General features: G+C 58.9%; 27 protein-coding genes, 1 tRNA gene and 1 riboswitch. Of the genes, 13 read left to right on the forward strand and 15 right to left on the reverse strand.

Annotated features, from left to right (window positions below; translation table 11 throughout):
• Positions 1-15: 15 nt before the first annotated feature.
• From KP705_RS10560 to KP705_RS10580, 5 genes are all read left to right on the forward strand, one after another.
• Complete coding sequence (locus KP705_RS10560; RefSeq protein ID WP_046899944.1) at positions 16-936, forward strand: peptidylprolyl isomerase; 921 nt, start codon at positions 16-18, stop codon at positions 934-936.
• Between the two features lie 10 nt (positions 937-946).
• Positions 947-2,182 (forward strand): bifunctional glutamate N-acetyltransferase/amino-acid acetyltransferase ArgJ, encoded by a 1,236-nt coding sequence (gene argJ, locus KP705_RS10565; RefSeq protein WP_046899945.1) that lies wholly within the window; start codon positions 947-949, stop codon positions 2,180-2,182.
• Positions 2,183-2,285: 103 nt separating this feature from the next.
• Complete coding sequence (locus KP705_RS10570) at positions 2,286-3,515, forward strand: NAD(P)/FAD-dependent oxidoreductase (protein WP_046899946.1); 1,230 nt, start codon at positions 2,286-2,288, stop codon at positions 3,513-3,515.
• 52 nt (positions 3,516-3,567) lie between these two features.
• Positions 3,568-4,317, forward strand: a complete 750-nt coding sequence (locus KP705_RS10575) for a 2OG-Fe dioxygenase family protein (RefSeq protein WP_046899947.1) — start codon at positions 3,568-3,570, stop codon at positions 4,315-4,317.
• Positions 4,318-4,370: 53 nt separating this feature from the next.
• Positions 4,371-4,931 carry a hypothetical protein gene (locus KP705_RS10580; RefSeq protein ID WP_215764424.1) on the forward strand — a complete coding sequence of 187 codons (561 nt, stop codon included), beginning with the start codon at positions 4,371-4,373 and terminating at the stop codon, positions 4,929-4,931.
• A gap of 17 nt (positions 4,932-4,948) precedes the next feature.
• On the opposite strand, the gene KP705_RS10585 is transcribed toward KP705_RS10580, so the two are convergent.
• Positions 4,949-5,022, reverse strand: a tRNA-Gly gene (locus KP705_RS10585).
• Positions 5,023-5,132: 110 nt separating this feature from the next.
• Positions 5,133-5,212: riboswitch (SAM riboswitch) on the forward strand.
• A 79-nt stretch (positions 5,213-5,291) separates the two neighbouring features.
• On the opposite strand from KP705_RS10585, the gene metZ reads away from it, so the two are divergent.
• From metZ to KP705_RS10600, 3 genes are read left to right on the forward strand one after another with little or no spacing between them, the layout of a single operon-like run.
• The gene (gene metZ / locus KP705_RS10590; protein ID WP_215764425.1) at positions 5,292-6,485 is read left to right on the forward strand and encodes an O-succinylhomoserine sulfhydrylase; all 1,194 of its coding nucleotides are present in this window, start codon (positions 5,292-5,294) and stop codon (positions 6,483-6,485) included.
• Positions 6,486-6,526: 41 nt separating this feature from the next.
• The gene (apaG, locus tag KP705_RS10595; RefSeq protein WP_046899950.1) at positions 6,527-7,000 is read left to right on the forward strand and encodes a Co2+/Mg2+ efflux protein ApaG; all 474 of its coding nucleotides are present in this window, start codon (positions 6,527-6,529) and stop codon (positions 6,998-7,000) included.
• A gap of 52 nt (positions 7,001-7,052) precedes the next feature.
• Entirely contained in the window at positions 7,053-8,219 is a 1,167-nt protein-coding gene (locus KP705_RS10600) for a bifunctional 2-C-methyl-D-erythritol 4-phosphate cytidylyltransferase/2-C-methyl-D-erythritol 2,4-cyclodiphosphate synthase (protein ID WP_046900884.1), read from the forward strand.
• Between the two features lie 118 nt (positions 8,220-8,337).
• Here KP705_RS10600 and KP705_RS20620 read toward each other — a convergent pair whose 3' ends face one another.
• The 11 genes from KP705_RS20620 to aat all read right to left on the reverse strand — a co-directional run bounded on the left by KP705_RS20620 (position 8,338) and on the right by aat (position 20,818).
• On the reverse strand, positions 8,338-8,466 hold the full coding sequence (locus tag KP705_RS20620) for a hypothetical protein (protein WP_015072348.1): 129 nt from the start codon (positions 8,464-8,466) through the stop codon (positions 8,338-8,340).
• Between the two features lie 140 nt (positions 8,467-8,606).
• Positions 8,607-9,296, reverse strand: coding sequence for an ATP12 family protein (locus KP705_RS10605; RefSeq protein WP_046899951.1), 690 nt, complete (start codon positions 9,294-9,296; stop codon positions 8,607-8,609).
• Complete coding sequence (locus KP705_RS10610; RefSeq protein WP_215764426.1) at positions 9,293-11,866, reverse strand: AsmA family protein; 2,574 nt, start codon at positions 11,864-11,866, stop codon at positions 9,293-9,295. Before KP705_RS10610 ends, KP705_RS10605 begins: the two co-directional genes overlap by 4 nt.
• Entirely contained in the window at positions 11,863-12,855 is a 993-nt protein-coding gene (locus KP705_RS10615) for an RluA family pseudouridine synthase (protein WP_046899953.1), read from the reverse strand. Before KP705_RS10615 ends, KP705_RS10610 begins: the two co-directional genes overlap by 4 nt.
• Entirely contained in the window at positions 12,852-14,264 is a 1,413-nt protein-coding gene (locus tag KP705_RS10620; RefSeq protein WP_046899954.1) for a replication-associated recombination protein A, read from the reverse strand. The genes KP705_RS10615 and KP705_RS10620 overlap by 4 nt, the downstream gene beginning before the upstream one ends.
• Before the next feature lie 77 nt (positions 14,265-14,341).
• Positions 14,342-17,572 (reverse strand): DUF3971 domain-containing protein, encoded by a 3,231-nt coding sequence (locus tag KP705_RS10625; RefSeq protein WP_215764427.1) that lies wholly within the window; start codon positions 17,570-17,572, stop codon positions 14,342-14,344.
• 64 nt (positions 17,573-17,636) lie between these two features.
• Entirely contained in the window at positions 17,637-18,122 is a 486-nt protein-coding gene (gene bcp, locus KP705_RS10630; protein WP_064273840.1) for a thioredoxin-dependent thiol peroxidase, read from the reverse strand.
• A gap of 60 nt (positions 18,123-18,182) precedes the next feature.
• Positions 18,183-18,569: a hypothetical protein gene (locus KP705_RS10635; RefSeq protein WP_046899957.1), complete on the reverse strand. Its 387-nt coding sequence runs from the start codon at positions 18,567-18,569 to the stop codon at positions 18,183-18,185.
• 142 nt (positions 18,570-18,711) lie between these two features.
• Positions 18,712-19,284 (reverse strand): hypothetical protein, encoded by a 573-nt coding sequence (locus KP705_RS10640; RefSeq protein ID WP_046899958.1) that lies wholly within the window; start codon positions 19,282-19,284, stop codon positions 18,712-18,714.
• Complete coding sequence (locus KP705_RS10645) at positions 19,281-20,159, reverse strand: hypothetical protein (protein ID WP_203548385.1); 879 nt, start codon at positions 20,157-20,159, stop codon at positions 19,281-19,283. The genes KP705_RS10640 and KP705_RS10645 overlap by 4 nt, the downstream gene beginning before the upstream one ends.
• Positions 20,159-20,818 carry a leucyl/phenylalanyl-tRNA--protein transferase gene (aat, locus tag KP705_RS10650; RefSeq protein WP_046899960.1) on the reverse strand — a complete coding sequence of 220 codons (660 nt, stop codon included), beginning with the start codon at positions 20,816-20,818 and terminating at the stop codon, positions 20,159-20,161. Before aat ends, KP705_RS10645 begins: the two co-directional genes overlap by 1 nt.
• A gap of 92 nt (positions 20,819-20,910) precedes the next feature.
• On the opposite strand from aat, the gene KP705_RS10655 reads away from it, so the two are divergent.
• A complete protein-coding gene (locus KP705_RS10655) occupies positions 20,911-21,078 on the forward strand; it encodes a hypothetical protein (RefSeq protein ID WP_157091174.1) in 168 nt (55 codons plus the stop codon).
• Positions 21,079-21,081: 3 nt separating this feature from the next.
• On the opposite strand, the gene KP705_RS10660 is transcribed toward KP705_RS10655, so the two are convergent.
• Both KP705_RS10660 and KP705_RS10665 read right to left on the reverse strand, forming a co-directional pair.
• Positions 21,082-21,474: an MAPEG family protein gene (locus KP705_RS10660; protein ID WP_232309097.1), complete on the reverse strand. Its 393-nt coding sequence runs from the start codon at positions 21,472-21,474 to the stop codon at positions 21,082-21,084.
• Positions 21,475-21,506: 32 nt separating this feature from the next.
• Entirely contained in the window at positions 21,507-22,340 is an 834-nt protein-coding gene (locus KP705_RS10665; RefSeq protein ID WP_064273834.1) for an EcsC family protein, read from the reverse strand.
• Between the two features lie 120 nt (positions 22,341-22,460).
• Between KP705_RS10665 and KP705_RS10670 the strand changes: the two genes are divergently transcribed.
• Positions 22,461-22,976, forward strand: coding sequence for a hypothetical protein (locus KP705_RS10670; RefSeq protein WP_215764428.1), 516 nt, complete (start codon positions 22,461-22,463; stop codon positions 22,974-22,976).
• A gap of 15 nt (positions 22,977-22,991) precedes the next feature.
• Here the strand turns inward: KP705_RS10670 and KP705_RS10675 are convergent, their stop codons facing one another.
• Positions 22,992-23,408, reverse strand: a complete 417-nt coding sequence (locus KP705_RS10675) for an EVE domain-containing protein (RefSeq protein WP_099210702.1) — start codon at positions 23,406-23,408, stop codon at positions 22,992-22,994.
• Positions 23,409-23,556: 148 nt separating this feature from the next.
• Between KP705_RS10675 and ccmC the strand changes: the two genes are divergently transcribed.
• Genes ccmC through ccmE form a run of 3 tightly spaced genes read left to right on the forward strand, consistent with a single transcriptional unit; the run spans position 23,557 to position 24,982 of the window.
• Entirely contained in the window at positions 23,557-24,318 is a 762-nt protein-coding gene (ccmC, locus tag KP705_RS10680; RefSeq protein WP_203548383.1) for a heme ABC transporter permease CcmC, read from the forward strand.
• Complete coding sequence (locus tag KP705_RS10685; protein WP_143412318.1) at positions 24,315-24,482, forward strand: heme exporter protein CcmD; 168 nt, start codon at positions 24,315-24,317, stop codon at positions 24,480-24,482. The genes ccmC and KP705_RS10685 overlap by 4 nt, the downstream gene beginning before the upstream one ends.
• Positions 24,479-24,982 (forward strand): cytochrome c maturation protein CcmE, encoded by a 504-nt coding sequence (ccmE, locus tag KP705_RS10690; protein ID WP_064273832.1) that lies wholly within the window; start codon positions 24,479-24,481, stop codon positions 24,980-24,982. The genes KP705_RS10685 and ccmE overlap by 4 nt, the downstream gene beginning before the upstream one ends.
• Positions 24,983-24,986 lie beyond the last annotated feature (4 nt).

Here is a 24,986-nt window from a genome sequence, read left to right on the forward strand (position 1 = left end):
GTCCGAGGTATTTTCATGCGGCTTTCCCGCTCCACTCTCGCCTTTGCAGCTCTTCTGGCTGGCACGTCGGTTTCGGCTCCCCTCGCATTTGCTGCTCCGGCCGCACCTGCTGCAACCGCTCCGGCCCCGGCTGCTGCACCTGCTCCGAACCCGGACATGGTGATTGCAACCGTTAACGGCGAAAAAATTACCTTGGGTGATGTTCAGCAGGCTGCTGGCAACCTGCCGCCGCAGGCTCGTCAGCTTCAGCCGTCCATGCTGATCCCGCTGCTGGTCAATCAGCTCGTCGATCAGAAGGCAATCCAGATTGCCGCTGGCAAGGAAGGCCTGAGCAACAAGCCTGAAGTCAAGGAAGCCATGCAGAACGCCGCCAATAGCGCGCTGCAAAATGCTTACCTTGAGACCAAGGTTGGCCCGCAGATCACGGATGCTGCCCTGCACGACTACTACCAGACGCATTACGCCAACCAGAAGCCAGAGCAGGAAGTCCATGCTCGCCACATCCTCGTGGAAACGGAAGCTCAGGCCAAGGACATCATCGCCCAGCTCAACAAGGGTGCTGATTTCGCCAAGCTTGCTGGCCAGCTGTCCAAGGACAAGGGCTCCGCTGGTGCCAATGGTGGCGATCTGGGCTGGTTCAAGAAGGGCGACATGCTGCCGGCTTTCTCTGAAGCCGCTTTCTCCATGAAGCCGAACACAATCTCCCAGACGCCGGTTCACACGCAGTACGGTTACCACGTGATCCAGGTTCTGGGCTCCCGCACAGCTCCGATCCCGAGCTTTGACCAGATCCATGATCAGGTCCGTCAGGAACTGATCCGCGAGAAGGTTCGCCAGATCGTTCAGCAGGCTGAATCCCAGGTGAAGGTTGTTCACTTCGACGCACAGGGCAAGCCGGTCACGGCCGCTCCGGCACCGGCTCCAGTCAAGAAGTAAGACTAAGACCATGGCAAAGCCGATCCCCGTCTCTCCGCTGGCCCGTCCTCTCCCGGACCTTTCAACGGTTGCTGGTGTTCGGCTTTCCGCCGTCGCCGCGGGCGTCCGCTATCAGGGACGAACAGACCTGATGCTCGCGGAATTTGTCCCCGGCACGATTGTCGCAGGCGTTTACACCAAGAACGCCTGCCCTGGCGCACCCATCCTGTGGTGCCGCCAGGCTCAGACAACTCCCTATGCGCGCGCTCTTCTGGTCAATGCCGGAAACGCCAACGTCTTCACAGGACGGGCCGGCATTCAGGCCTGCGAAGACTGTGCAGACGCGGTGAGTAAGCTGCTCGACTGCCCCCCGCAGGACGTTTTCCTCTCATCGACAGGCGTCATTGGGGAAAAACTTCCACAGGACAGAATTATTGCGGCCCTGCCCGCCGCACAGGCTGGCCTCTCGGAAGATAACTGGGCACAGGCTGCCCGTGCCATCATGACGACGGATACCTTCCCCAAGGCCGCCCGTCGCGACGTGACGATTGGTGGCAAGCCAGTTCGCCTTCAGGGTATTGCCAAGGGTTCTGGAATGGTCGCCCCCGACATGGCCACGATGCTGGCCTATGTCGCGACAGACGCGAAGCTTCCTCAGAATGTGCTCCAGTCCCTTCTGGCCTCTGGCTGCGCGCAGAGTTTCAACTCCATCACAGTCGATTCGGACACCTCCACGTCAGACACCCTGATGCTGTTCGCAACCGGCCTGGCCGATAATCCGGCCGTTGATGACGTCAACGATCCCGCTCTCGCCGAATTTACCCTCGCCCTGAATGACCTGCTTCTGGAGCTTGCCCTGCTGGTTGTCCGGGATGGCGAAGGGGCGACAAAGCAGATCCGCGTTGAAGTCACCGGTGCGGACTCCAATCTTTCCGCACATCGCATTGCGCTTTCAATTGCTAACTCGCCACTGGTCAAAACAGCCATCGCTGGTGAAGACGCAAACTGGGGCCGTGTCGTGATGGCTGTAGGTAAGAGTGGTGAACCCGCAGACCGTGACCTTCTGTCCGTTGCCATCGGCGGGACCTGGATCGCGCGCGATGGTGGCGTTGTCGAAAACTACGATGAAGCCCCCGTCGTCGCGCACATGAAGGGCCAGGACATCGAAATTACAGTCGATATGGGGCTTGATGATGGACAGGCCCGCGTGTGGACGTGTGACCTGACGCATGGCTACATCGACATCAATGGTTCTTACCGCAGCTAGAGCGATCAACACGAGAGCGGGAGCGGGGGTTGTGCAGCCCTCCGCCTCCCGTTAGCACAGGTATCGCTCCAATTGGCGGGCGCTTGGTATGAGGAAACTGTCCATGTCTGCTGCAACTCGTGTCGTTGTTCTCGGTGGCGGTGTCGGAGGTCTTGAGGCTGCTACGGCCCTTGGTCGCCGAAACAACATAGCCGTGACACTCGTTGACCGCAGCCCGGTCCATTACTGGAAGCCTTCACTGCATGAATTTGCAGCAGGCACGATGCAGCACGACGGCAACTGTATTCCTTTCGCAGAAACTGCTGGAAAATTCGGTTTCAGTTTTGTCCAGAGCCTGCCCACCGCCGTTGACCGTACCGCTCAGACAGTTACGCTCGAAAACGGAAGCACCCTCCCCTACGACTATCTGGTTGTCGCGCTGGGTTCCCGCGCCAATGATTTTGGTATTCCAGGCATTCTCGATCACTGTCGCTTCATTGACAGCCTCAATGACGCAGACACTCTGTACTCCGAATTCCGCAAGGCTCTTCAGGCAGCGCGCGCTGCTGGTCAAAAACTGAGCCTCGGTATTGTTGGTGGTGGCGCCACGGGTGTTCAGCTCGCTGCCGAGCTTTGCAAAGCCATTGATGAAGCGCCCGGCCTTGGCCCGTCAGTCCGCAAAACGGGCTTGGATGCTGTCCTGATTGAAACCGGGCCGCGCATCCTTCCCGCCTTCCCGGAAGCCGTGTCCACGGCAGCAGCCAGCCAGCTCGAAAAGCTTGGCATTTCTGTGCGTACGGGCGCCATGGTTGTTGGCGCAGACGAGCATGGCTTTAATCTCAAGTCCGGCGAGCAGATTCCTGCGACCCTTCGGGTCTGGGCTGCCGGCGTTCGCGCCTCTGATGCCACAGGCCTCTTTGATGGCCTGGAACGCGGCCGTGCAGGACAGCTTGGTGTGACACAGACGCTTCAGACAACTGAAGACGCCAAGATCTTTGCGATTGGCGACTGCGCCCGCATTGATGCTGCACCAGTGGCCCCAACGGCTCAGGCTGCCCGCCAGCAAGGCCAGTATGTTGGGCGCGTCCTGCCGCAGATCGTTGCCGGTCAGACACCTGCACCATTCGTCTATAATGATCGCGGTGCCGTCGTGGCCCTCGGCGATTATAACGGCTGGGGCATGCTGGATGCCAATCGCAGCTTCGGTGGCGGTCTGGTGTCTGGTCTGTTTGCGCGCCTTATTCACGAGGGGCTGTACCGCCAGCATCAGGCTGGTATCGTGGGCCTGGTAAAGACGGCTTGCATAACGGTGAAAGAGCATCTTTCTCCCGTAAAGCCAGACCTCGGCGCCTGAAATCGCCCGACAGATGTGACCGTCGGGCCGTGGCATCACCAAGTGAGCGGACATGACCGACGCACATCTGCCTTCCACGTTCGATCAGACCATGCAGCGGGTCGAAAACGTCCTGTCTGACAAGGGCTTCAAGTTCCTCCAGGCGGATACCATGCGTCCGCTTCTGGAGCACGAAGGCCTGACAGACTGGGACAGTTTTGCCGCCAGCTGGAACGACCTCGGCCTTGATCTCTACATGGCCGATGGGGGCCGATACCGGCGCCGTCGCTATGCGACATTTACGGTCAGTTCCGAAAACATCACGCGCAAACCAAATCAGCCCCACTATCAAAGCCGGGATCACAACCTGCTCAATGGCGGCATCGAGCGCTGGTTCGGCCCGATTGAAGACGCGATTGCCACTCATCCCGCCATGCTGGCAGCCATTCGGACAATTGGCCGATTCGCAGATGCCCTGACACCCTCCGAATCACGGCCCGAAACATGGCATGCAGAGGTTCACCAGTTCCGGATTGAAGCAAATCCTGACAGTGAAGGGCGCCCCACCCCGGAAGGCATGCACCGCGACGGTGTGGACTGGGTGCTCGTCCTGATGATCGGCCGCCATAACGTTGAGCAGGGTGTGACGACAATCCATGATGACCAGAAAGATCTTCTGGGCTCATTCACCCTGACCAAGCCATTTGATGCTGCGATCGTGGACGATCATCGCGTTTACCATGGCGTTACAGCCGTCACACCACAGGATGCAGACAAACCTGCCTATCGTGATGTGCTGGTTATCACCCTTCGCCACGAATAAACCTGAAATCTCCGATGGATCGACAGGCTTAATTCCGTGTTAAGAATAACATCATGACGATCCAGCAGATTCTTTCCCGTATCCGGCTTCGCCATCTGGCGCTGCTCACAGTCTCAGCCTTCTCGGTCGCCGCTACGGTGAGCGCTGCGACAACACATCACCGGACGCATCACACGCGTCAGGCGAATGCCGTCAGCGCAGGGGCCGCACCGGTCATCCTGTCTGCCCATCCCGGCACGCAGCTTGATATCGATGCCCGCAAACTGAACACGGACGATCTGGAAGATGCTGCCAAGCATCATGATCAGCCGGTCGTGCTCGTCGGGTCTGCCCCGCTCTCTGCTGGCAAGAATGACGAAGCCCTGTTCGTTCAGCTTCAGTCAGCCCGTCTCTGCGGATCTGCTGGCTGCACCACATCCGTCTATCTGCGCCACAACGACAGCTGGAAAACAGTTCTGGATTCCGTGAACGGCGATATTTCCGTTCTCCCCACACGCCATAAAGGCATGCATGACCTTCTCGTCGGCAAGAACGACAAGTGGATCTGGGACGGCAACGAGTATCAGGACACGCTCAGCGCGCCACCAATGCCCAAAATAAATAGGCCGAACTGACAATTTTCAGGAAAGTCTGGAGCGGGTGAAGGGAATCGAACCCTCGTATGCAGCTTGGGAAGCTGCCGTTCTACCATTGAACTACACCCGCGACGTCGCTGCTTATATCCCCCCCTTCGCGCCTCTGCAATCCATGCCGAAGGGGTGTTGACGCAAAACTACTCCTCGGCCCATAGTCCGCTCGTGGAATGGCCATAAAGACCGTTTCATCCTCGTGATTTGAGCGGCCGGCTTGCGGCGAGGATAAATAACTGCGCTAAAGAGGCCCTGCGGTTTTCCATCCAAGATTTCCCAGGACTTCCACGGCCCGCCACATGCTTTCCGCCTATCCGGGTGGAAACCTTATGGAGGGACTGATTTATGTCTTCAGAAAACTGGCGTACTGCCACCCGTCTCCTGCACGACGCACCGAACCGCACTGAATTCGGTGAAACGTCCGAAGCCATCTTCCTGACGTCCGGTTTTGTCTACGACAGCGCCGAACAGGCTGCGGCGACGTTTACCGGTGACGTTGAGCACTTCCAGTATTCCCGCTTCGGCAACCCTACTGTCGACACGTTGCAGGAGCGTCTCGCTCTGCTCGAAGGGGCTGAAGCCTGCATTGCGACCTCTACAGGCATGGGTGCCGTTTCTTCGGCTCTTCTGGCCCATGTGAAAACCGGGGAGCGCGTCGTCGCATCCCGCGCCATCTTTGGGTCCTGTTACTGGATCGTCACCAGTCTGTTGCCGCGCTACGGCATTGAGACGGAACTGGTCGATGGTGATGACTATGAGGCATGGGAGTTCGCGCTGTCCCGCCCGACAGCCGCTGTTCTGATTGAAAGCCCGTCCAACCCAATGCTGGACGTTCTCGATATCCAGCGCATCGCAGACCTGGCTCACAAAGCAGGCGCACTACTGATGGTGGACAACGTGTTCGCATCCCCCATCGGGCAGTCTCCCCTCAAGCTCGGTGCTGACGTCGTGCTGTATTCCTGCACGAAGCACATTGATGGTCAGGGCCGTGTTCTAGGTGGCGCTGTTCTGGGCAGCGACAAGTGGATCAAAGAGACCCTCCAGCCCTTCACCCGCAACACGGGTAACGCGCTGTCTCCGTTCAATGCATGGGTGCTGCTGAAGGGGCTGGAAACTCTCAAGCTTAGGACCGAAGCCATGGCGCGCAATGCGGCAGATGTCGCAGATGCACTTGCTGGCCTGCCGGGGGTCGTGAATGTCCGCTATCCAGGCCGTAGCGATCACCCGCAGCATGAACTCGCTCAGAAGCAAATGAGCAACGGTGGATCTCTCGTCGCTTTCGAAGTCGAGAACGGCAAGGCCGGCGCTTTCGCATGCCTCAACGCCTTCGGTCTCATCGCAATTTCCAACAATTTGGGTGACGCCCGCAGTCTGGCCACGCATCCGGCAACCACGACGCATATGCGTGTTGGCGAAGATGAACGCGCACGTCTGGGCATCACCGACGGGGTGATTCGTCTTTCCGTTGGTTTGGAAGATGCAGCCGATCTGATTGCAGACGTCACCGCCGGTGCCGCCGCTGCTCACGCTGCAAAATAAGTTTTCCTGACAAAGGCGCGGGATGACATTAGAATGGCGTTATGCCTGACAAGTCATCCCAACCCCATCTCCTGGCTGATCCGGAAGCGGCAATGGCCGAAGCCATGGAAAACGCCCCCCGTTTCAGCCAGATAACGGACGACGTGACCGTAACCGTCCGCACGTTCTGGCTGGACGACCAGTCCCAGCCGGAAGACCACCGCTTTGCGTGGGCGTATCATATCTGCATTGAAAATGGTCGGAAGGACACCTTCCAGCTGATTTCCCGGAGTTGGGAAATTGTGGATGGCCTTGGACGGACTGAGCACGTTCACGGAGATGGCGTTGTTGGGGAACAGCCCATCATTGGTTCGAAAGACCAGTATGATTATACGTCTGGCGCGATGCTCACCACACCAAGTGGTTTCATGCGCGGCACGTACCACATGCTCGAACCCGTTTCAGGCCAGCGCTTTGACGTACAAATCCCTGCGTTCAGCCTCGACAGCCCCCACGAAGCCGGGCTGCTGCACTAACTCCTGACACCTACCCTTGACGTTGCGCGCCTGGCAGCCCATTCCTGCGCGCATGCGTATTGCTGCCCTTCTTCTCGCCGCCGGTCGTGGCCGGCGCTTTGCAGCTGGCTCGCCCGAAGGTGAGGGCTCCAGCAAGCAATTCCGGATGCTGCGGGGAAAACCCGTCATCCGCCGTGCCGCTGAAGCTCTGCTTCCACACGTGGATATCCTGCTTCCCGTAGGAGATGACCCACTGCTGGCTGACAGTCTGGCCGGGCTGAATGTTCTGCCGCCCGTATCAGGCGGTGCAGAACGCCATGACAGTGTGCGCAATGGACTGGAAACGCTCGCCAGTCTGGCAGAGCCACCAGATCTCGTGCTTGTCCATGACGGAGCACGTCCCTGCGTGCCACCCGAGGTGGTTCAGAACGTCATTGAAGCACTGAAGGCCCATGCCGGTGTTATCCCTGCCGTTGCGGTCAGCGATACGATCAAGAAGGTAGAAAACGGTATCATTGTCGATACCGTCTCTCGTGAAGGCCTGTGGCGCGCACAGACCCCGCAGGGCTTTCACTTCCCGACCCTGCTCGAACTTCACCGAACCCAACGTGATGCCCGCACCGATGATGCCGCATTACTGGAACATGCAGGCCATCCGGTCGCCATCGTTCAGGGCTCGGACAACAATATCAAACTGACAGTTGCGGAGGATCTGATGCGTCTTGAAGGTGTAATCGACGGCAACCTGCTGCCCCGCGTTGGGCTTGGCTATGACGTCCACGCATTCGAGGAAGGCCGCAAGCTGATCCTCTGCGGCATTGAAATTCCCCATACGAAGGGTCTGGCCGGTCATTCAGACGCCGATGTTGGCATCCATACGCTATGTGACGCCATTTATGGTGCGCTGGCTGAGGGCGATATTGGCCGTCATTTTCCGCCGACTGACAACGAGTGGAAAGATATGGATTCCGCCCGCTTCCTCATCCACGCTGGCGAACGTATCCGTGCCCGTGGTGGCTTTCTCGTCAACGCTGACATTACCCTGATCTGCGAGCGCCCGAAGATCGGCCCGCATGCCAAGGCCATGCAGGAGCGTTTGGCAGAGCTCCTTCAGGTCAATGTCAGCCGTATCTCTGTGAAGGCTACGACATCCGAGCGTCTGGGCTTTACAGGCCGCGAAGAGGGCATTGCTGCAACGGCGGCTGTGAGCATCATGGTACCGGACAACGGAGACGCCTGAGCGTCTTCAGCCATTTCCGTTTTTGAAGAGAGCCCGCTTCCCTGTTGAAGTGGGCTTTTTCATGTCACCACAATCAGAATGACAAGTCAGGCAAATAAACTGTGAGGCTATGGAAGCCTCAACCGTGGATAGCGCAAACCACGACAATAATCGGCGTTGCCGCAAGCAGAAGCCATGCCCCCATCGAGCACTTCGCTACAAGACGTGTACCCATGTGACGCATGGGGCGACTAACGGATACCGACATATCTTCCTCAACTCTAACGTTACAAGACAGAGCGGAAACTGCGTCATAACTCCCCTTGGAAGCCAGTCACTAATCATCTCGTTCTGTCACAGCGCCAGATGCGCCCCGATTATGGCAAGATCATGCCCTAAACCGGGAAATCAGGTGTTTCGGGCCAACTTTAGAAACTGAACGGTTTCCGCAGCATCTTTTTCCCGAATTGCCATGATGCGAATCAGCTCATCGTCCTGTCCCCAGACCAGAAGCTGCTGCCGTTCATCAGCATTTGCGACAAAAACCGCCTCTTCCAAGCTGATCGCGTCGTAAAGCAGCGCCAGAGACAACAGAAGGCTTCCAAAGCACTGCGTCAGCACACCCAATGCCGCAAGCTCCGTTTCTCCCTGGCGGGATAGCAGGCGCTCCAGCCCGGTCACGTAATCGCCAGACTGCGTTACAGGCATAAGCCCGTCTGTTACTTCCGGACGAATGCCCTGCGTCGCCAGCCAGGCAAAGACACGCTCAACCGTCGAATCGGCAGGTCCTTTGCGATAGCAGAGCCCGTCATCCAGACCCAATCGTAGAAGCGCTTCCCGCGCCTCAATCAGATCCGGGCGAATCCGCTCGATCATGGTTCCGGCAACGCGGGTCATGGAGAGTTGTTCAGGCGTAAAGGAGGCATCCTTTGGAATAGCCTCCCATTCTGCGGCAATCGCCTGCGCCAGGGACGGCGAGGCAACGGCCAGTATAGTTCCCTGAGGAAGCCGGATAGGCCGCCCGTCCAACTCAGGAGAGAACAACCCGTCGCGCTTCCCAACTGAAACGCTCTGCCAGAATCGTTTGCGGCTGCTCAATGGAGAACTCCCAGCGCGCGCAGAATGTCACCCGCTTTGTTGTGATGATGAGACTGCTCGGACGGCGGCGGTCCAGCCTGCCCTTCACGGGCAGCCGCAAGCGCGGCTGTGCAGGGATCAGTCGGGGCTTCCCCACCAATCGAAAGCTGGAATCGGCCGCCGGCATCCCTGTCCTGCTTCGCCTGTGGCGCAGACAAGGTGCCCGTTACGATAACAGGGGTGGAAGCGCCGGCGCCTTCGAAGTCGATACTGGGCACGAGATGCAACTGGATTTCCTGCGATCCCAGACGGACCTCACCATGCCCAGCCGTAGAGAACCGGCCAGACTGGAGCCCAATCGTGTCCAGCGTGGCTGTATCGTTGGCAAGCGCCATGTGCAGACCAATGCAACGCAGCGGCCGCACTCCGCTTCCCAGAAGGGAATCCGCGCCTGGGCCAGCAATGCGGCCCAGGATCTGGCTGTCCACTTTCCCGTCCACCATGGAGACGCCCAGATGCCCGCTCAAAGACTGCCGCAAATCCTCAACCGTCTGGCCCTGACCCGACACTTCCCCCACAAGCTGGACTGGCCCCTGAAGCAGCAATGGCAGCCCCAGCCCCTCTTCCAGAAGACCGATCGGGAGTACCAAAGGCTGGAACGTCAAATGAGTTGTGACTGGCAGATGGGATGCATCCAGATCCGCCTGTCCCGATAAGGTCAGCCCCTGCCCTTGCCCGGAAATCGGCTCAAGGCGCAGATGACCGTCTGACAGGGTCAGGTGCGTGGCCAGGTTGGTGTAGTCATGTCCATAGAACACAACCCGGTCGAGCGTCAGATGAAGGTCAAGGTCCTGGGCCCGCAGACGCTTGACCCATGAAGGCACAGTCGCGCTTTCCACAACACCAGCGTCAGACACGGCGGGAACAGAAGACTGATCCTGCATCTGAACAGGCTGTGTCGCTGCTTTTTCTACGGTCCCCGTCGCTCCCGGAATGGTCGCAGGCGGAGCTTTCGCAGGCTGCTGAGCAGTTGCTTTCACATCCTTCAGCCAGACATCTCTCATCGCATCCAGATCAAGCTGGGTTGCATGCAGATGCCCGTTGAGGAGCGGCGTAGAGTTTTCATCAGTCAGAAGATGAAGGGCGCCATCGAAGTCTGCCTCGCGGCTCTTGAAAGCCATATCATCCAGCGTAGCTTCACTCAGCCCTTTACTGCTGACCGTGCCCTGAAGTGAAACGTCATGCAAAAGAACGCGCGGCAGATGAAGCGCCTTGGCCCCGCCCTGCACCACCAGATGACTCTTTTCGGCTCCCACCGTGCCGGAGACCGTTACTTTGGCATCATCCTGAGCATTAATGGGCGGCGTCGCGCCTTCAACATTCAACGCGGTGGACAGAGACAGCGGCATGGACCGCAGTTCAGCCTCGACAGGCACTTCCGTATGGAAATGATCACGTCTTGCGAGATCAACCTGTTCGAGGGTTCCGGCTTTACCAAGAATTCTCCAGCCCGTATCGCGCCACAGCACATCTGCGGCAACCGAAAGCGGCGCAGATGCTGCATCAGCATCAAGGTGCAGATTACTCACCGCTGCTCCACGAACTGTCAGACCCGCAACATGCAAATGGATGCGGCTGGGTGCCAGACTCGCCAGTAAGACCCGCGCCTTCTCGGTCCAGGTCGCATTTGCCACCTGCCCGGCATCACCCTGCACTGTGATGTCTCCACCAAGTCCACGCATGTCAGGCAAGCTGGCATGAGGAAACAGGCGATGAGCATCCTGCAGATTAGGCCATTCTCCCTGCGCGGTCAGAACGAGGCCGCGCAGATTCGATGCATCATGAATCTGACCGTCCACATTCAGCCAGTCGCGCTTGGCATCCGTTCCAAGCGTCGAGCCCAGACTGAAAGTCCATGGCTTTGCGCCGGAGCGCAAAAGGGCCAGATCACCCACATGTCCCTGCACCGTGAAGGGGGTTCCGCCGTGACTCCCCTGCAAGTTGATCCAAGGGCTTTGGCTTCGCAGACCAGCCAGATCCATCGTGCCAATCTGGAAGCTACCGCTCATTTTCTGAGCCTGGTCGCGCCAGCTCACGGTGCTGTTCGTCAGATGCAAAGCATCCAGAGAAAGATCCCAGTGAGCCTGCACGCGCTCACCAACATGCTGTCGAACCGGCAACGGAGCCTCTGCGCCGCCTGCGTCTGAACGCGATGGCTGACTGAACGTCCAGTTGGCATTCCCGTCCGCATCACGCTCCAGCGAGAGCGTGGCGCCATCTACTACGAAATCCTGAAAGCGGACCTCGCGGTGAAGAAGCGCCAGAACAGAAAGACCTGCATGCACGGCCCTGGCCTGAAACACCGGTGCATGGCCCGGGCGCTGCAACACCAGATTGCGCGCCTCGAAAGACGGCCATGGCAGGATCTGGATGGTGGAGCTTTTCACCACCATCGAAAGACCCGTCTCTTTTTTCAGAGCCTCGGCCACACGCTGGCGCAGCGCATCCTGATCAATCAGCTCATGTGCAGCAATGCTGACGCCCACGAAGGCAACGATGACCCCGATGAGCGCGCCAGTGAGTTTCCTCATTTTGCAGGCCCTCTGCTTCCCTTGATGCGCTTCGGCGCTGGTGTATCGCCCGGCACGAACCCGAGTGAACGGAAAGTTTCACGCATATGCGGCGGCAGTGGTGCCGTCACGATCAGACGACCGCCCGCCGGATGCGGAATGTCCAGCTGACGGGCATGCAGATGCAGCTTATCGATAAAGCCTTCCGGATGAGCAGTTTTCCCACCGTAGCGCGGATCACCCACAATCGGCGTGCCCAGAGACTCACAATGCACACGAAGCTGATGCGTCCGTCCCGTCAGCGGAGACAGGCCGAGCCAGGAAAACTTCTTTCCCGCAGAATCGATCGTCTCGTATTCGCTCTTGGCGGAAACCGCATCTTCTTCACCGCGGGATGCCGCCACGACAAGAGCAGCACCACCCGCACCGATTTTGGCCAGGGGCTGATCAATAATGCCAGACGCCTGCGCCGGACGGCCGACAACAATCGCCCAGTAGGTCTTACCAACATCACGCCCACGGAATGCTGCTGCCAGTTTGGCAGCGACACCAGGCGTACGCGCAATCAGGAGAATACCGGACGTATCCCGGTCAATCCGATGCACAAGGCGCGGACGGTCTTCGTCTTCCTTGCGCAGGCCATCCAGCATCATGTCCACATGCTTGGTGATACCCGGGCCACCCTGCGTAGCCAGACCAGATGGCTTGTCCAGCACCAGAAGATGATCATCCTGATAGATCACCATCTTCTCGATTTCGCGCACAAGCATCGGATCTGGCGGCGGCAGCGGGGCCTGACGGGTCATGTCCGGCAGCGGCGGAATACGCACGCTCTGCCCAGGAGCAAGACGTGCGTTGCTCTGGACCCGGCCACCATCAACGCGGATCTGGCCTTTACGGCACAGCTTCTGGAGCGCGCCCTGAGTGAGATTGGGGTAGTGACGTCTGAACCAGCGATCGAGGCGCAGATCGGCTTCGTCTTCGGTTACAATGCGGTTGGAAACTTTCATGGATCGCGGGATGCCCTTTTGGCGGCCCGTATGTCCAGAAGTTTTCTGATACGGCCCTCGTAACCCCGGTCTGTCGGCTGATAGAGCGAGACCCGCTCCATGCCCTCCGGGAAATAATTCTGTCCCGAAAATGCGTCTTCGGAATCATGGTCGTACTCGTAGCCCTTCCCGTAGCCAATGTCTTTCATCAACGTCGTCGGGGCATTGAGAATATGAGACGGCGGCATACGGCTTCCCGTCTCACGGGCCAGCTTCCGTGCGGCCTTGTAAGCCATATACACCGCATTCGACTTGGGCGCCGTCGCCAGATGGACCACAACCTGCGCCAGAGCCAGCTCACCTTCCGGCGACCCCAGCCGCTCGTAGGTCTGCCAGGCGGCTACAGCCATCGGCAGAGCATTCGGGTCCGCCTGACCGACGTCTTCCGCTGCAAACCGGGTCAGGCGTCGGGCAATATACCGCGGATCTTCGCCACCTTCGAGCATCCGGGCGAACCAGTACAGCCCTGCATCCGGATCACTCCCCCGCAGGGATTTGTGCAGTGCAGAAATGAGATTGTAATGCTCTTCCCGATCACGGTCATACAGAATGGCCCGTCGGGACAGGATAGCCGCAAGATCTTTCGGGGTCAGTTCCCTGTCAGGGTCTAAAACAACCAGCTGCTCCACCATGTTCAACAGGTAGCGTCCATCGCCATCCGCCATTGCCCGAAGGCTGGCACGCGCTTCCCGATCCAGCGGCAGGCGATGGCCTACGTCTTTTTCCGCATGCGTCAGCAACGCTTCCAGACTGGCATCGTCCAGCCGGTTCAGCACCAGAACCTGACACCGGGATAAAAGCGCGGCGTTCAGAGCGAAAGATGGATTCTCTGTCGTCGCCCCCACCAGCACGACCGTCCCGCGCTCGACATACGGCAGGAATCCATCCTGTTGCGCCCGGTTGAACCGATGGATTTCATCCACGAAAAGCAACGTGCCACGGCCTGTTACGTCCTGACGCCGATCCGCCTCTTCAAAGGCTTTGCGCAATTCAGCCACACCAGAAAAAACAGCCGAAATCTGTGCATAATGAAGATTGGCTTTGCCTGCCAGCAGGCGCGCAATGGTCGTTTTGCCGCAGCCGGGACCACCCCATAGGATGAGACTGGACAACGTGGCCCGGGCAAGCATTCGCGTCAGAGTACCTTCTGGTCCCAGCAGATGATCCTGTCCGCGCACCTCTTCCAGTGTTTTCGGGCGCAAACGATCTGCGAGGGGCTGCGTTCGTGAAGGCGGACGAGCGGGTATTTTTGGCGCCTCGATAGGGCGGGGCGGTGAAGGCTGCCGAGCAGACTGCGTGTTCCCACGGGACGGCGGCTCACGCCCCGCAGGTCCGGGATTTGTCCCGAACAGATCTGTCATGTCCGCCATGGCTGCCTCCTGATACGGGAACGATCATAGAACTCCCGTACATATTTCGGAACAGCTGTGACTTTAAGGAAGAGCGCCTACTGGAGAATTTTCCGCAAAACTCCAGGAAGAAGCATGGAAAGCGGATTGACGGTCAACTCAGGCTGACCAACAACACCCGTCACGTCAAATGTCGCGGCCAACACACCGCCGCCCTTCTCTGGCGCCAGAATATGCCCGATCCCCGGCAGCTTCCCCGGCAGCGCGTTCAGGCCAAAGAGCGGCACAATAGTGCCATGCAGAGCCAACGCTGACGTATCCAGATCCACCGGCCCTTCTACAGTGGCGCCAAGAGCCTGATTACCGATTGTTCCATCGCGCAGGACGAGCTTTCGCCCTTCCAGAGCAATCTTCGTGGACACGTGGCTTACACTGAAACGATCCGTGCGGCTTTGCGACCAGTGCAGCGGGGAAAGATCGGAAACGGCTGTCAGGGTAAAGGGCGGCTGAAGGAACTGGAACGGCCCGATTTCCAGCTGCCCCCGGAAGGGCGGAAGTCCCAGCCCCAGGCCCGACGTGCCAGCTTTCTCGCGCAGGAAATTCCCATCCAGATGTGCTGCACCGCCGCCGATCCGATCATATAAGCCCAGCCCTTTCAGCAGTGCTCCCAGATTGTCCACATCCAGAACGAAGGGCTGCCTCCGGCCTGTATCCGCCAGAACGGCTCTCACACGCGATGGGGCATCCAATGCAAATCGCCCCGATGTCAGGCTGCCATTTCGCAACTCGATATGCGACACGACGCCCCCCACCAGCCCTTTAGGACCAAAATAGACCCGCGGGGCGTGCAGATCGATAGACCAGGCATCTCCAACACCGGAGATCTTGTCGGCGGCAGGGCTCCCTGCTTCGCGTGACGCAGCCTCTGCCGCATCCCGGGCAGCCTTGCGTGAGGCTGGATCGAAAAGTGGTGCAAGATCCAGCGGATCAGCGTCCAGAGCGATCTGAATGGGAGCGGACGGCTCCTTCGGCAACATAATCTGGGCGTCACCTTCGCTTCGGCCCAGACGGAAACCTTCAATAATGATGCTGCTTAACCGTCCGGCCTGCGTTACGCCGCGACCTGCGACAGAAAGCGTCTGGCCATGTGCCTGCAAACCATCCAACGCCACCATGTCATGTCCCCGAAAGCCAATATGGGCAGACGCGACAGCTGCCTCACCTTCAGGCTTGGTCCAGACCGGAACAGTAATTCCGGCCTTCTCAATGTTCAGGGAAAGAGCAAGATCTGCAAGCGTATCAGCATGCTCAATGTAATGCGCTGAAAGCGTGGCATGGCCGGTAAACAAGCCCGCCGGCACAAGATGCGATTTCACTGCAGACAGGGGGTCCAGAAGCGCCGTTGCACGAATATCCTGCAACACACGTCCCGGCGCTCCCTGCTGGAAATTTTCATCCAGCGCGACATGGACAGGGATGCCCGACAACCGCCCATCCCCCGTCAGATTCAGGCCGTTTTCCGTCGCCCCCAGTGTGCCGGACGCTCCATCAACGGGCCGCCCCATCAGGACATTGCCCAGATGCACGTTGGCAAACGAGGCTTTGGCCTGAACGTGAATGTCACTGTTTTTGAGACGTGCCGTCAGCGGCAGCGTCAGCCGAGCCTCCGCATCAATAGTCCCCGAAGGCTCCGTGAACGGAAGCGGATGCCGTGACAGAAGATGCAGCCTGGGATGAGAGAGAATATCCCGAAAAGCCGCGACCGATCCCTGAAGATGGGTTTTTATGTCGCCAGTCGTCGGGCCTTTCTCGTACAGATTTCCAATGCGCACCTGACCGTCAGGGATGCTGATGATTCCATCTGGCGTGACCTGCTGACCGTGCTTCAGATCAAGAACCAGCGTATCAAATCCATCGAACCCAAGACGCGCATCAATCCCTGTCGCGGGTGGCACAGGCCGCAGCCAGTGTACGGTCATGTCATGGCCCAGCAACTGGCCATCCATACTGGTGGGCAGAATGTGCGATAGCCCATCGTTTGTATGCAGATGGGTTCGGACCGTGAGATCACGGCCCTGCCCGCTAGTGATATTCGCGGCAATCCATTTCCGGCCACCCTTGATAATACCGGCAGGCCAAACGCTCCCAAGCGTCGCAAAATCAAACCCATCAAGACTGGCCGTCGCATCTCCATCCAGCACGTGAATATGCTGGAGATCATTGACTGTCAGATCAGCAGTCGCATGAAGGTGCGTCAGGGCATTATTGGTATCAGCAAGCGTCAGCGAACAGTCAGGAACGGAAAGTCTTGCGGCCCCCTCTGTGCCAGGTTTTGCCATAACCAGATGAAGGGATGCCTTGCCGTCACGCAGATCAACGGGCCGCGCCTCTTTCTGTGCGACATGCCCGGCTCCAAGGGCAACCTGCATCTCAATGCTGGCTGGAAGCTCTCCCATGCCATGAGGCACGACATGAATGTCCGCACCCACTGTGAGGGGGACGTCCCATGCCGCCATCGCCGGGGCGAACATATTCAACCCGGACGGTCGGAACGTCGTGGACGTCAGATGCCACTGGCCAGTGGTCGCAGATGTCTGTCCGCCTTTTGCCGTCAGAAGCGTCTGGAATGATCCAACGCGCACGGAACTGCGCCACCAACCATTCCATAGGTAATCATGAGACGCAGCAGCGACTTTCAGCCGCTGCCCGTGTGCTTCAATCGGCCCTAATAAAAGTCGTTGTTCATTGGGAAGCCCCAGCAGCGTAATGCTGACGTTCTTGAGGTCCAGAGCCGCCAATCGGTCCATTTGTGTCGGAACACCGCGGCCGCCGTGTTTCTGGGAGGGCAGATCCAGATCGACATCACCATTCGGCTGACGACGCAGAACCAGCGTGACATCCTGCAGGCGCAATCTGCGCGGGGCGATGATGCCGTGCAGAAGTGGGGCAAGTGCCAGAACCGTATCGGCCTCACCGGCCTGTTCGGCAGGCGTGCCATCCAGCCGGGCAACTGTCAGCCCGCGAGCTTCAAGCATCAACCCCGCAGAAATGCCGCCGGAGCTTGGTTGCCACTGAACACGCAGCCGGGTCCACGAAAGGCGCCCGGCGGGATGCCCCGGCTTTTTGCCTGCGACGACAGACACCGGTTCAATGAGACGTGAAACCGCTGTGATATCGACCGGCCCATGCGCCAGCTTCCACAATAGGACAGCCGACAGCGCCCCTGCTAAGGCGACAGGAGCGACAAAGGCAATGCAGGCCCACCGTGCAACATGCAGATGACGGGGCAAATGAAACGGGCCAGGTGTGTAAGGATCAGGCAGGGCCATGACTGGTATGCCGGGAAGCCTCCGGCGTTCTCCCTGTCTGTGAAAGAGATGGCTGGAGAGGCTCTCAGGCCCCTGAGGTCAGGCTCCGGAACGCTTCTGCCACGAGGGCAGAGTGCTCAGCAGGCTTAACTTTGCGCCAGATGTGACGGATGACGCCGCTCCCATCCACCAGAAAGGAACTGCGTTCCATACCCATGTAGGTGCGGCCATACATGGACTTCTCAACCCATGTACCATAGGCCTCAGCCACCACATGGTCTTCATCCGACGCCAACGGGAACGTCAGTGAGTACTTTGCAGCGAAGCGCTCGATTTTTGAGACGTCATCCGGGCTGACACCGATAATGGTGAGGCCTTCACTGTCAAAAGACGGCAGGTTCTCCTGAATGGAGCAGGCCTGCGTCGTACAGCCGGGCGTGTCAGCTTTCGGATAGAAATAAAGCAGATATGGCTTACCCTTCAGCGCATCGCTGCTGACGGTACCGCCTCCCGAGACGGGAAGCGAAAACGCAGGGGCCTGGTCGCCCACCTGAAGAGCATGATCTGTCATAGGCACCATGATTGCCTGACACCCTTCGCCCGATCAAGGCGGACGAAGGGTAAAAAGGGCTCAGTATTGCGGATAAACCACAACTGGCGGCGGTGGCGCATAAACGACCGGCGGCGGTGGCGCATAAACCACACGTGGCGGCGGGGCATACACGACCGGCGGCGGTGGCGGGCCATAAGAGTTGCTCAGCATGGCGCCACCAACAGCGCCGATCGCCAGACCACCTAGAATGCCACCGACGACGGCACCGGTATTTCCACGATGACCGCCACGATGCCAGCCCGGTCCCGGGCCATAATATCCACGCCCTGGGCCACCGTATCCGGGGCCGCCATATCCGCCATGCCAATGAGCTTCAGCGGCGGGAACTACGGCATTCGGGGCAACTACTGCCGTGCCGATCAGCAGGGGCGCAGCCAGAAGGACTGCACGGGTGATGCGACGCATGGCAAATCTCCTCATTACGTCAGACGGGGGATCAGAAGAGATCCTGTCCGTCCTGTGAGAAGAAATCTGCCACACGAAAATGGCAGGAAAAGGCAACAATCATGGCAAGATTTTCTCAAATTATGACTATTGCCCGCCCCTCTCAGTGCTTCGGGTCAATCCGGTGATAACCAGCTGGTGGATCAAAGAGTTCTGCTGACTGAGACGCTCGATTTACCGAGGCAGCCTGTACCACTAGCCGCCCGCTCTGGGTCGCTCCGAGCAGCAGACCATCCGCCGTGTAACAGAAGTCTGTGGGCTTGTTGTCGGTGTCCGCAGCTTCCCAGATGACGCACGGCTCCCCAGCAATTGTGGCCGGACCGACCTGTTTCCACGCCCCTGGCGCAGGTGTTCCCGGAGCGGAAAACGATTCGCCCGGCGCCTCGGTGACCGTGGCAGTTTTCAGAGCCGTATCCAGAACCATCAGACGATGAAGCCGGTAATCCGTCAGCATGACCGTTGAGGCCCCTTCCGGATCAACGCGCTGACGCCACATCTGCGAGTTCCAGCGCATCCGCTGGTGCAGATGCTGCCCTCCCGGCCCCACCATGACGTAATCGATATCCGCATCGTGCATCGGTGTGACAAAGGGGGCTGTCATGGTGTCAGCAGCGCTCGCTGCGCCGACTACGAGAACAGCTAAGGTAAAGGCGGCGACCAGAGAAATGCGCTTCATTCTTTCATGCCACCGTTTACTGGTCCGCTTGGCGGCTGATCAGGTGAGGAGACCGTTCCGTCGCCAGCCGAGTCATTAGGAACAGATGGCTGGGTCGTATCCTGTGACGGCGCAACCTGCCCTGGCAAAAGCGTTGGAGCCGCAGGACCTGACGTTTCCGCAGGAGTACCTTCTGCCGCAATATGACCCGGCGTCTGCACACTGGAGTCGCCTGCAGCGCCACCTTCCGGCACAGGAGATGGCGTTAGTGTGTTCGCCTGATTGCCGGCTCCCCCCTGACGGCGAGACGCCGTGCGGGGCGTAATTTCCTGGAAACCAGCCGGAGGCTGGAAGGTCGCGGTAGGGAGATCCCCGTAGGACAGGCTTACAGCGCGGATAGAGCCCGAGGCGCCATCTGCATCCACACCATCCTCGGCAAGAATGACACCATCATCCGTCACGCAGGCCGAAGCTTTGCCATGGGCTGTCTGGATATCCCAATGATCACAAACGGCCCCGGCAATCGTCTCTTTACCGCCCTTGGTGTACTTCATGCCCAGATCCAGCATGAACGGATTATGCAGTCCGTGCTGGGGACGAATATGTGCGTACAGTTTGCGCGGCACCATCACGAGCGTCACGACCTGCCCCGGCCGGTCCAGAATCGTGATACCCTGTCCATCTGCAGAATCGATCCGCAGCAGATCACCCGACCCTGAAAAATAGACCTTCACATCGCCACCCGGGGAGGCCGGAGCAGACAGATGATAGGTCACGGTCGCATCACGCGCGGGCGCCAGTCTCGGATGGTCATCAGCGAGAGCCGATCCGCCACTGCCTGCGAGAAGCAGGCCAATGAGAAGAGCAGACTGATGCCGCCGGAGGAATGAAATCATCAGGATTCTCCTGGATGTGGGCGCAGAGACGCGATGTCATCGCGCAGGGCGTGCAGACTGAAATCATCCGGCCAGATGGTACGGACAGTCAAAGCCTGGTTCAGCAGCGCCAGATAATCTGCCGCCGGGATACCGATGCCCCCAAGCGTTGTCAGATGGGGAGTGGTATATTGCGTGTCCAGAAGGCGATACCCTCCCTTTCGCAATCCTGCAACGAGATGGACCAATGCAATCTTGGAAACATCGCGCTGGCGGGAAAACATGCTCTCCCCGAAAAATGCTCCGCCGAGGGCAACGCCATACAGCCCCCCTACCAGGGCACCGTCGTCCCAGACTTCGATCGAATGTGCAAAACCACGCTGATGCAAAGCGCCATAGAGGTCACAGATTTTCGGGCTGATCCATGTTTCCTCCCGGCCCGGCGCAGGGTCTGCACAGGCGAGCATGACATCTCCAAATGCCCGATCCGATGTAACCTGAACCTTGCCGGACCGGATCGTACGCATCAGTTTTCGGGGAACAATCATTGCGTCGAGCGGAAGTACTCCACGCTCCTCTGGAAAATACCAGCTGAGCTCGTCACTGTCCCGATCAGGGGCCATCGGGAAAATCCCCGAGGCGTAAGCATCCAGCAGGATTTCAGGCGTAATGTCAGACATCCGGTTTCTGCTTCGCGTCGCACATGGGGGATTATTCACCTTTCTGTACCCGGATGTGGTACATAGTACTCCAATCTCGATGGAGTACTGCATTGCCTATAGCGTTTGTTTATCTGATCTGTCTGATTCCGCTCGGGCTCGCACGCTTCCTGCTCCCTGAAGCTGACGGCCTGCTTATGGCACTCGTCAAAATCTGTTTTGCAGGAATTGTGTTCTGGGGCCTGCTGGACTTCTGGCGCCTTCGCCCCAAGCGAAGCTGATCGTCAGATCAGTCCGCCCAGAACCAGAAACAGCCCTATCATCGACACACCCCAGATCAGACTGCGGATGCTTCCCAGACCTAGGGCATAGGCTGGAATATAAGCCAGTCGTCCCAGGAAGTAGAGGCCTGCTCCCCAGGTCACTAGGCTTCCGTCCCGACCGGCCACATGGGCCACAAGGACTGCCCCGATAAAGATCGGGAGCGTCTCCTGAAAATTTGCCTGTGCCCGCCGCATTCTGGCGGCAACGCCCGTGTATCGCGGGGCTTCGCCATCCCGGTTACTCGTGGCCCACTGCACACCATCCTGCCTGCGGCAGGCCGCTGACGTCAGAAACAGCTGCACGACAGCCAGAACCAATGTAAAACTCAGCCAGACAAGACTGCTCGGCATCATATTTCCAGCTTTCGTTTCAGCGTCCTGAAAAATCAGGAAAAGGTTTCCGATGCGGCACCTGAGCGGATGTCCACGGCAGCTTCGTGAACAGCGCGACCGTGAGTGCGCTCCAGACGACGGATCGTGAAATGTGCCCGCGCAAGTGCACGATAATGGGCGAGGAAGGCAGCATTAAGCGAGGCACCACACAGCGCACCTGCAACAGGAACCATCTGCAACGCAAACTTCCGCGACAGGCCAATTCCATAATGAGAGGCCACTTCGGAAATCAGCATCACAACCGGGCGTCCACGCAGCAACGCACGCGCGGAGAAGAACCCGAGTTCCCCATCTTCCTCTTCCTGACGGGCAGGAAAAGTTTTGAGTGCAAACACTTCAAGGCACGCGCGTCGTGTTCCCTCATCACGCAGGTCTTCGCCCTCTTCGCGGGCAATCCGCGCGATTTCCCGCATGATGGTCAGGGTTGTGAACCCGACGTCAGGGGCCAGTCCAAAAATTCCACCAAAACCACCGACGGCGCCCGACACGGCAACAGCAGCCTGTCCGGCGTTCTCACGCCACGGCTCACGAACGAGCGGGACGTCATTCTTGATGCCTACAATCGCAACATTGAAGGCACGTTCAATCGCGATTTCAGCCGTCTTCTGAATTTTCTGCTGCACTGCAGGTGCAAGGCCGAGACCTTTCATCCCGAGTCGCGCAGCCTGCCCGACGGCTCCTCCCATCAGATCCGCCAGACGGACAAGGACACCACGCCCCTGTTCGACGCGTTCCAGCACGGACTGAAGCTGGGCCAACGAGTCCCCGTCCAGCGCCAGTGATGCAAATTCGCTACTCGGAAGCTGCGAGCCATTCTCTACGGTCATGACGATCAAAACTCCTGTTCGTAAGACCTGAAACCGTTTACCCGATAGCAGGTTTCATATCGCATCACGAAAGCCCCCTGCTTGACGGGTGCCCCGGCCGGGTGTGGAGAAGGACATATTATGAAAACATTTTCCCGCTGGATCCTGTCTGCCCCGCTGGTAGCCAACCTCCTTGTGACAGCAGCCACACCGGCCCTGTCCGCTCCACATCATGCCCATCGTAGCCACAGTACAGCCGATCTGCCACAGATCCCGCCTTCCACGGCACATCAGCTGAACAACCCGCCAGAGAAGAACCTGACGCCCGCCCAGCAGGTTGCACTACCCGACGGTGGAGCGCCGCCGCCGCCGCACGGCTATGTTGCCGTAGAAGACTCCGAGGAAAGACTCGCAAATTTCAGCGGCGAAGTGCGGACGCATCTTCCTGTCGGCATGCCGGGCACCAATGCTGAGCAGAAAACCAACGGCACAAACAACCTGCCGTCCCACTTCAGCATTTTCGGTATGCCAGTGAAGTTTAACGCCCCCGTTACGGCGCCCTATCACAGCGAAGACCTTCCTCTGACCTACGCTGGGCACCCGTCCAACGGGCAGACCAATGTTCTCGTTAACGGGGATGCGTCAGACATTCACTGACCGGGAACGGGTCCGTCAGGCGCGGACCCATCCGCCGATTTTCGTCAGATGCCGGAACTCCTGCTCCGTCACCGGGGCGACAGAAAGGCGGGATTGCCTGAGAAGAGCCATCTCTTCCAAAGCTGGATCTGCCTTGATTTGAGCCAGGGTTACCGGAGTCGTGAAAGCACCATTCGCCTTCACATCCACGCAAACCCAACGCGGATCGTCCGCAGTCGGGTCCGGATAAGCTTCTTTCACGACCCTGACGACACCAACGATCTGCTTTTCGCTCACCGAATGATAGAAAAACGCCAGGTCATCCGTCTTCATGGCCGCAAGATTGTTCCGCGCCTGATAGTTGCGAACGCCGGTCCATGGTTCGATGTCATTACGAACCTGTTCATTCCACGAAAAGGCTTCGGGTTCGGATTTTATCAGCCAGTACGCCACGTCTTTCTCCTGCGGAAAGTTCCCATTTCGCGCTCATTTCCGTGAAACGTGATAACAGTCATAGGAACAATGGGACAATGCGCCCCTTCCGAATGCGTGGGGTTCGGACTATTTCAAGTAGAAATATTTCTCCGAGTTGAGAGTTCCCGTGCGCCCTACGCCCAATCTGCTCCATCGTTATGCCAATCCGGGGCAATTCCTGCGTCTGGCCCGTGCGCTTCAGCCGTGGCTATCCACAGGTGCGATCATCTTCCTGACCGTCGGCATTGTCTGGGGCCTCTTCTTCGCTCCCGCTGACTGGCAACAGGGCGAGACAGTCCGGATCATGTATGTGCATGTCCCGATGGCCTGGCTTGCCTCCTCCTGCTACCTTGGTCTCGCAGTCTGCGGGCTTCTCTCCCTCGTGTGGCGGCATCCGCTGGCGGATCTCGCCGCCATTGAAATCGGTCCGGTCGGGGCCTGCGCAGCCGCTCTTTGCCTCGTCACAGGCTCCCTCTGGGGACAGCCGATGTGGGGCACCTGGTGGGTATGGGACGCGCGCCTGACCTCCGTTCTGGTGCTATTTTTCCTATATTTAGGGCACATCGCCCTGATCCGGGCCTTCGATGAACCCGCCCGCGGGCAGCGCGCCGCTGCCATTCTGGCACTGGCCGGAGCCATTGATCTGCCGATCATCAAGTTCAGCGTCCAATGGTGGAATACGCTGCATCAGCCGGACAGCATCACGCTGACCGGTGCACCGACCATGTCCATGACGATGCTCTGGCCGCTTCTCATCACAACCATCGGCTTCACACTGGGTGTCGCCGCTGTCATTTTCGCCCGGCTGAGTGCCGCAATCCACGAGAGCCGCGCGCGTCAGCTGATGGCACGCTCCAGGCTCAACCGTCCGGACAGGTCCGCAGCATGATGCACCTTCCCAATCACTGGCCCTATATCGCCGCAGCTTATGGTCTCACCATCGGCTGCTCGCTGGTTCTCGGTATCGGCGCGGCTTTGCGTCTGCGCCGTGCCAAAGCCCGGCTGGCGGCTGTCGAAAGCCAGCTCCGCCACCGTGAAAGCTCTGCATCATGACCCGCAAGACACGTCGCCTGTGGATTGTCATCGCCTGCCTCGCCTGCATCAGCTCCGCGGCAGCCCTGACGCTGAGGGCTTTCTCGTCCAACATCGTGTTCTTCATGGCCCCGTCTCAGGTCAAGGCGCACCCCCCGGCGCCTGATCGCACGATCCGCCTGGGCGGAATGGTCGTTGCGGGCTCACTGCACCGCATCACGGAACACGATGCCCCGGTAAACTCCTTCAACGTGACGGATGGTCAGGCTTCAGTCGAAGTTCACTACACTGGCATCCTTCCTGACCTTTTCCGCGAAGGCCAGAGCGTGGTGGCGCTAGGCACGGTACAGAAGGATGGTGGTTTCACGGCCAGTGAAGTGCTCGCCAAGCATGACGAGACTTACATGCCCAAAGAAGTGGCTGAAGAACTGAAGCGTACCGGCAAGTGGGACCCACGCTTTGGTAAAGCCCCTGACGCGGCAAGCTGGGACACCATGACAGCCAAGAAAACCGGAGGCTGAACGC

The organism is Gluconobacter sp. P1D12_c (assembly GCF_018812105.1).
Lineage (GTDB): Bacteria > Pseudomonadota > Alphaproteobacteria > Acetobacterales > Acetobacteraceae > Gluconobacter > Gluconobacter oxydans_A.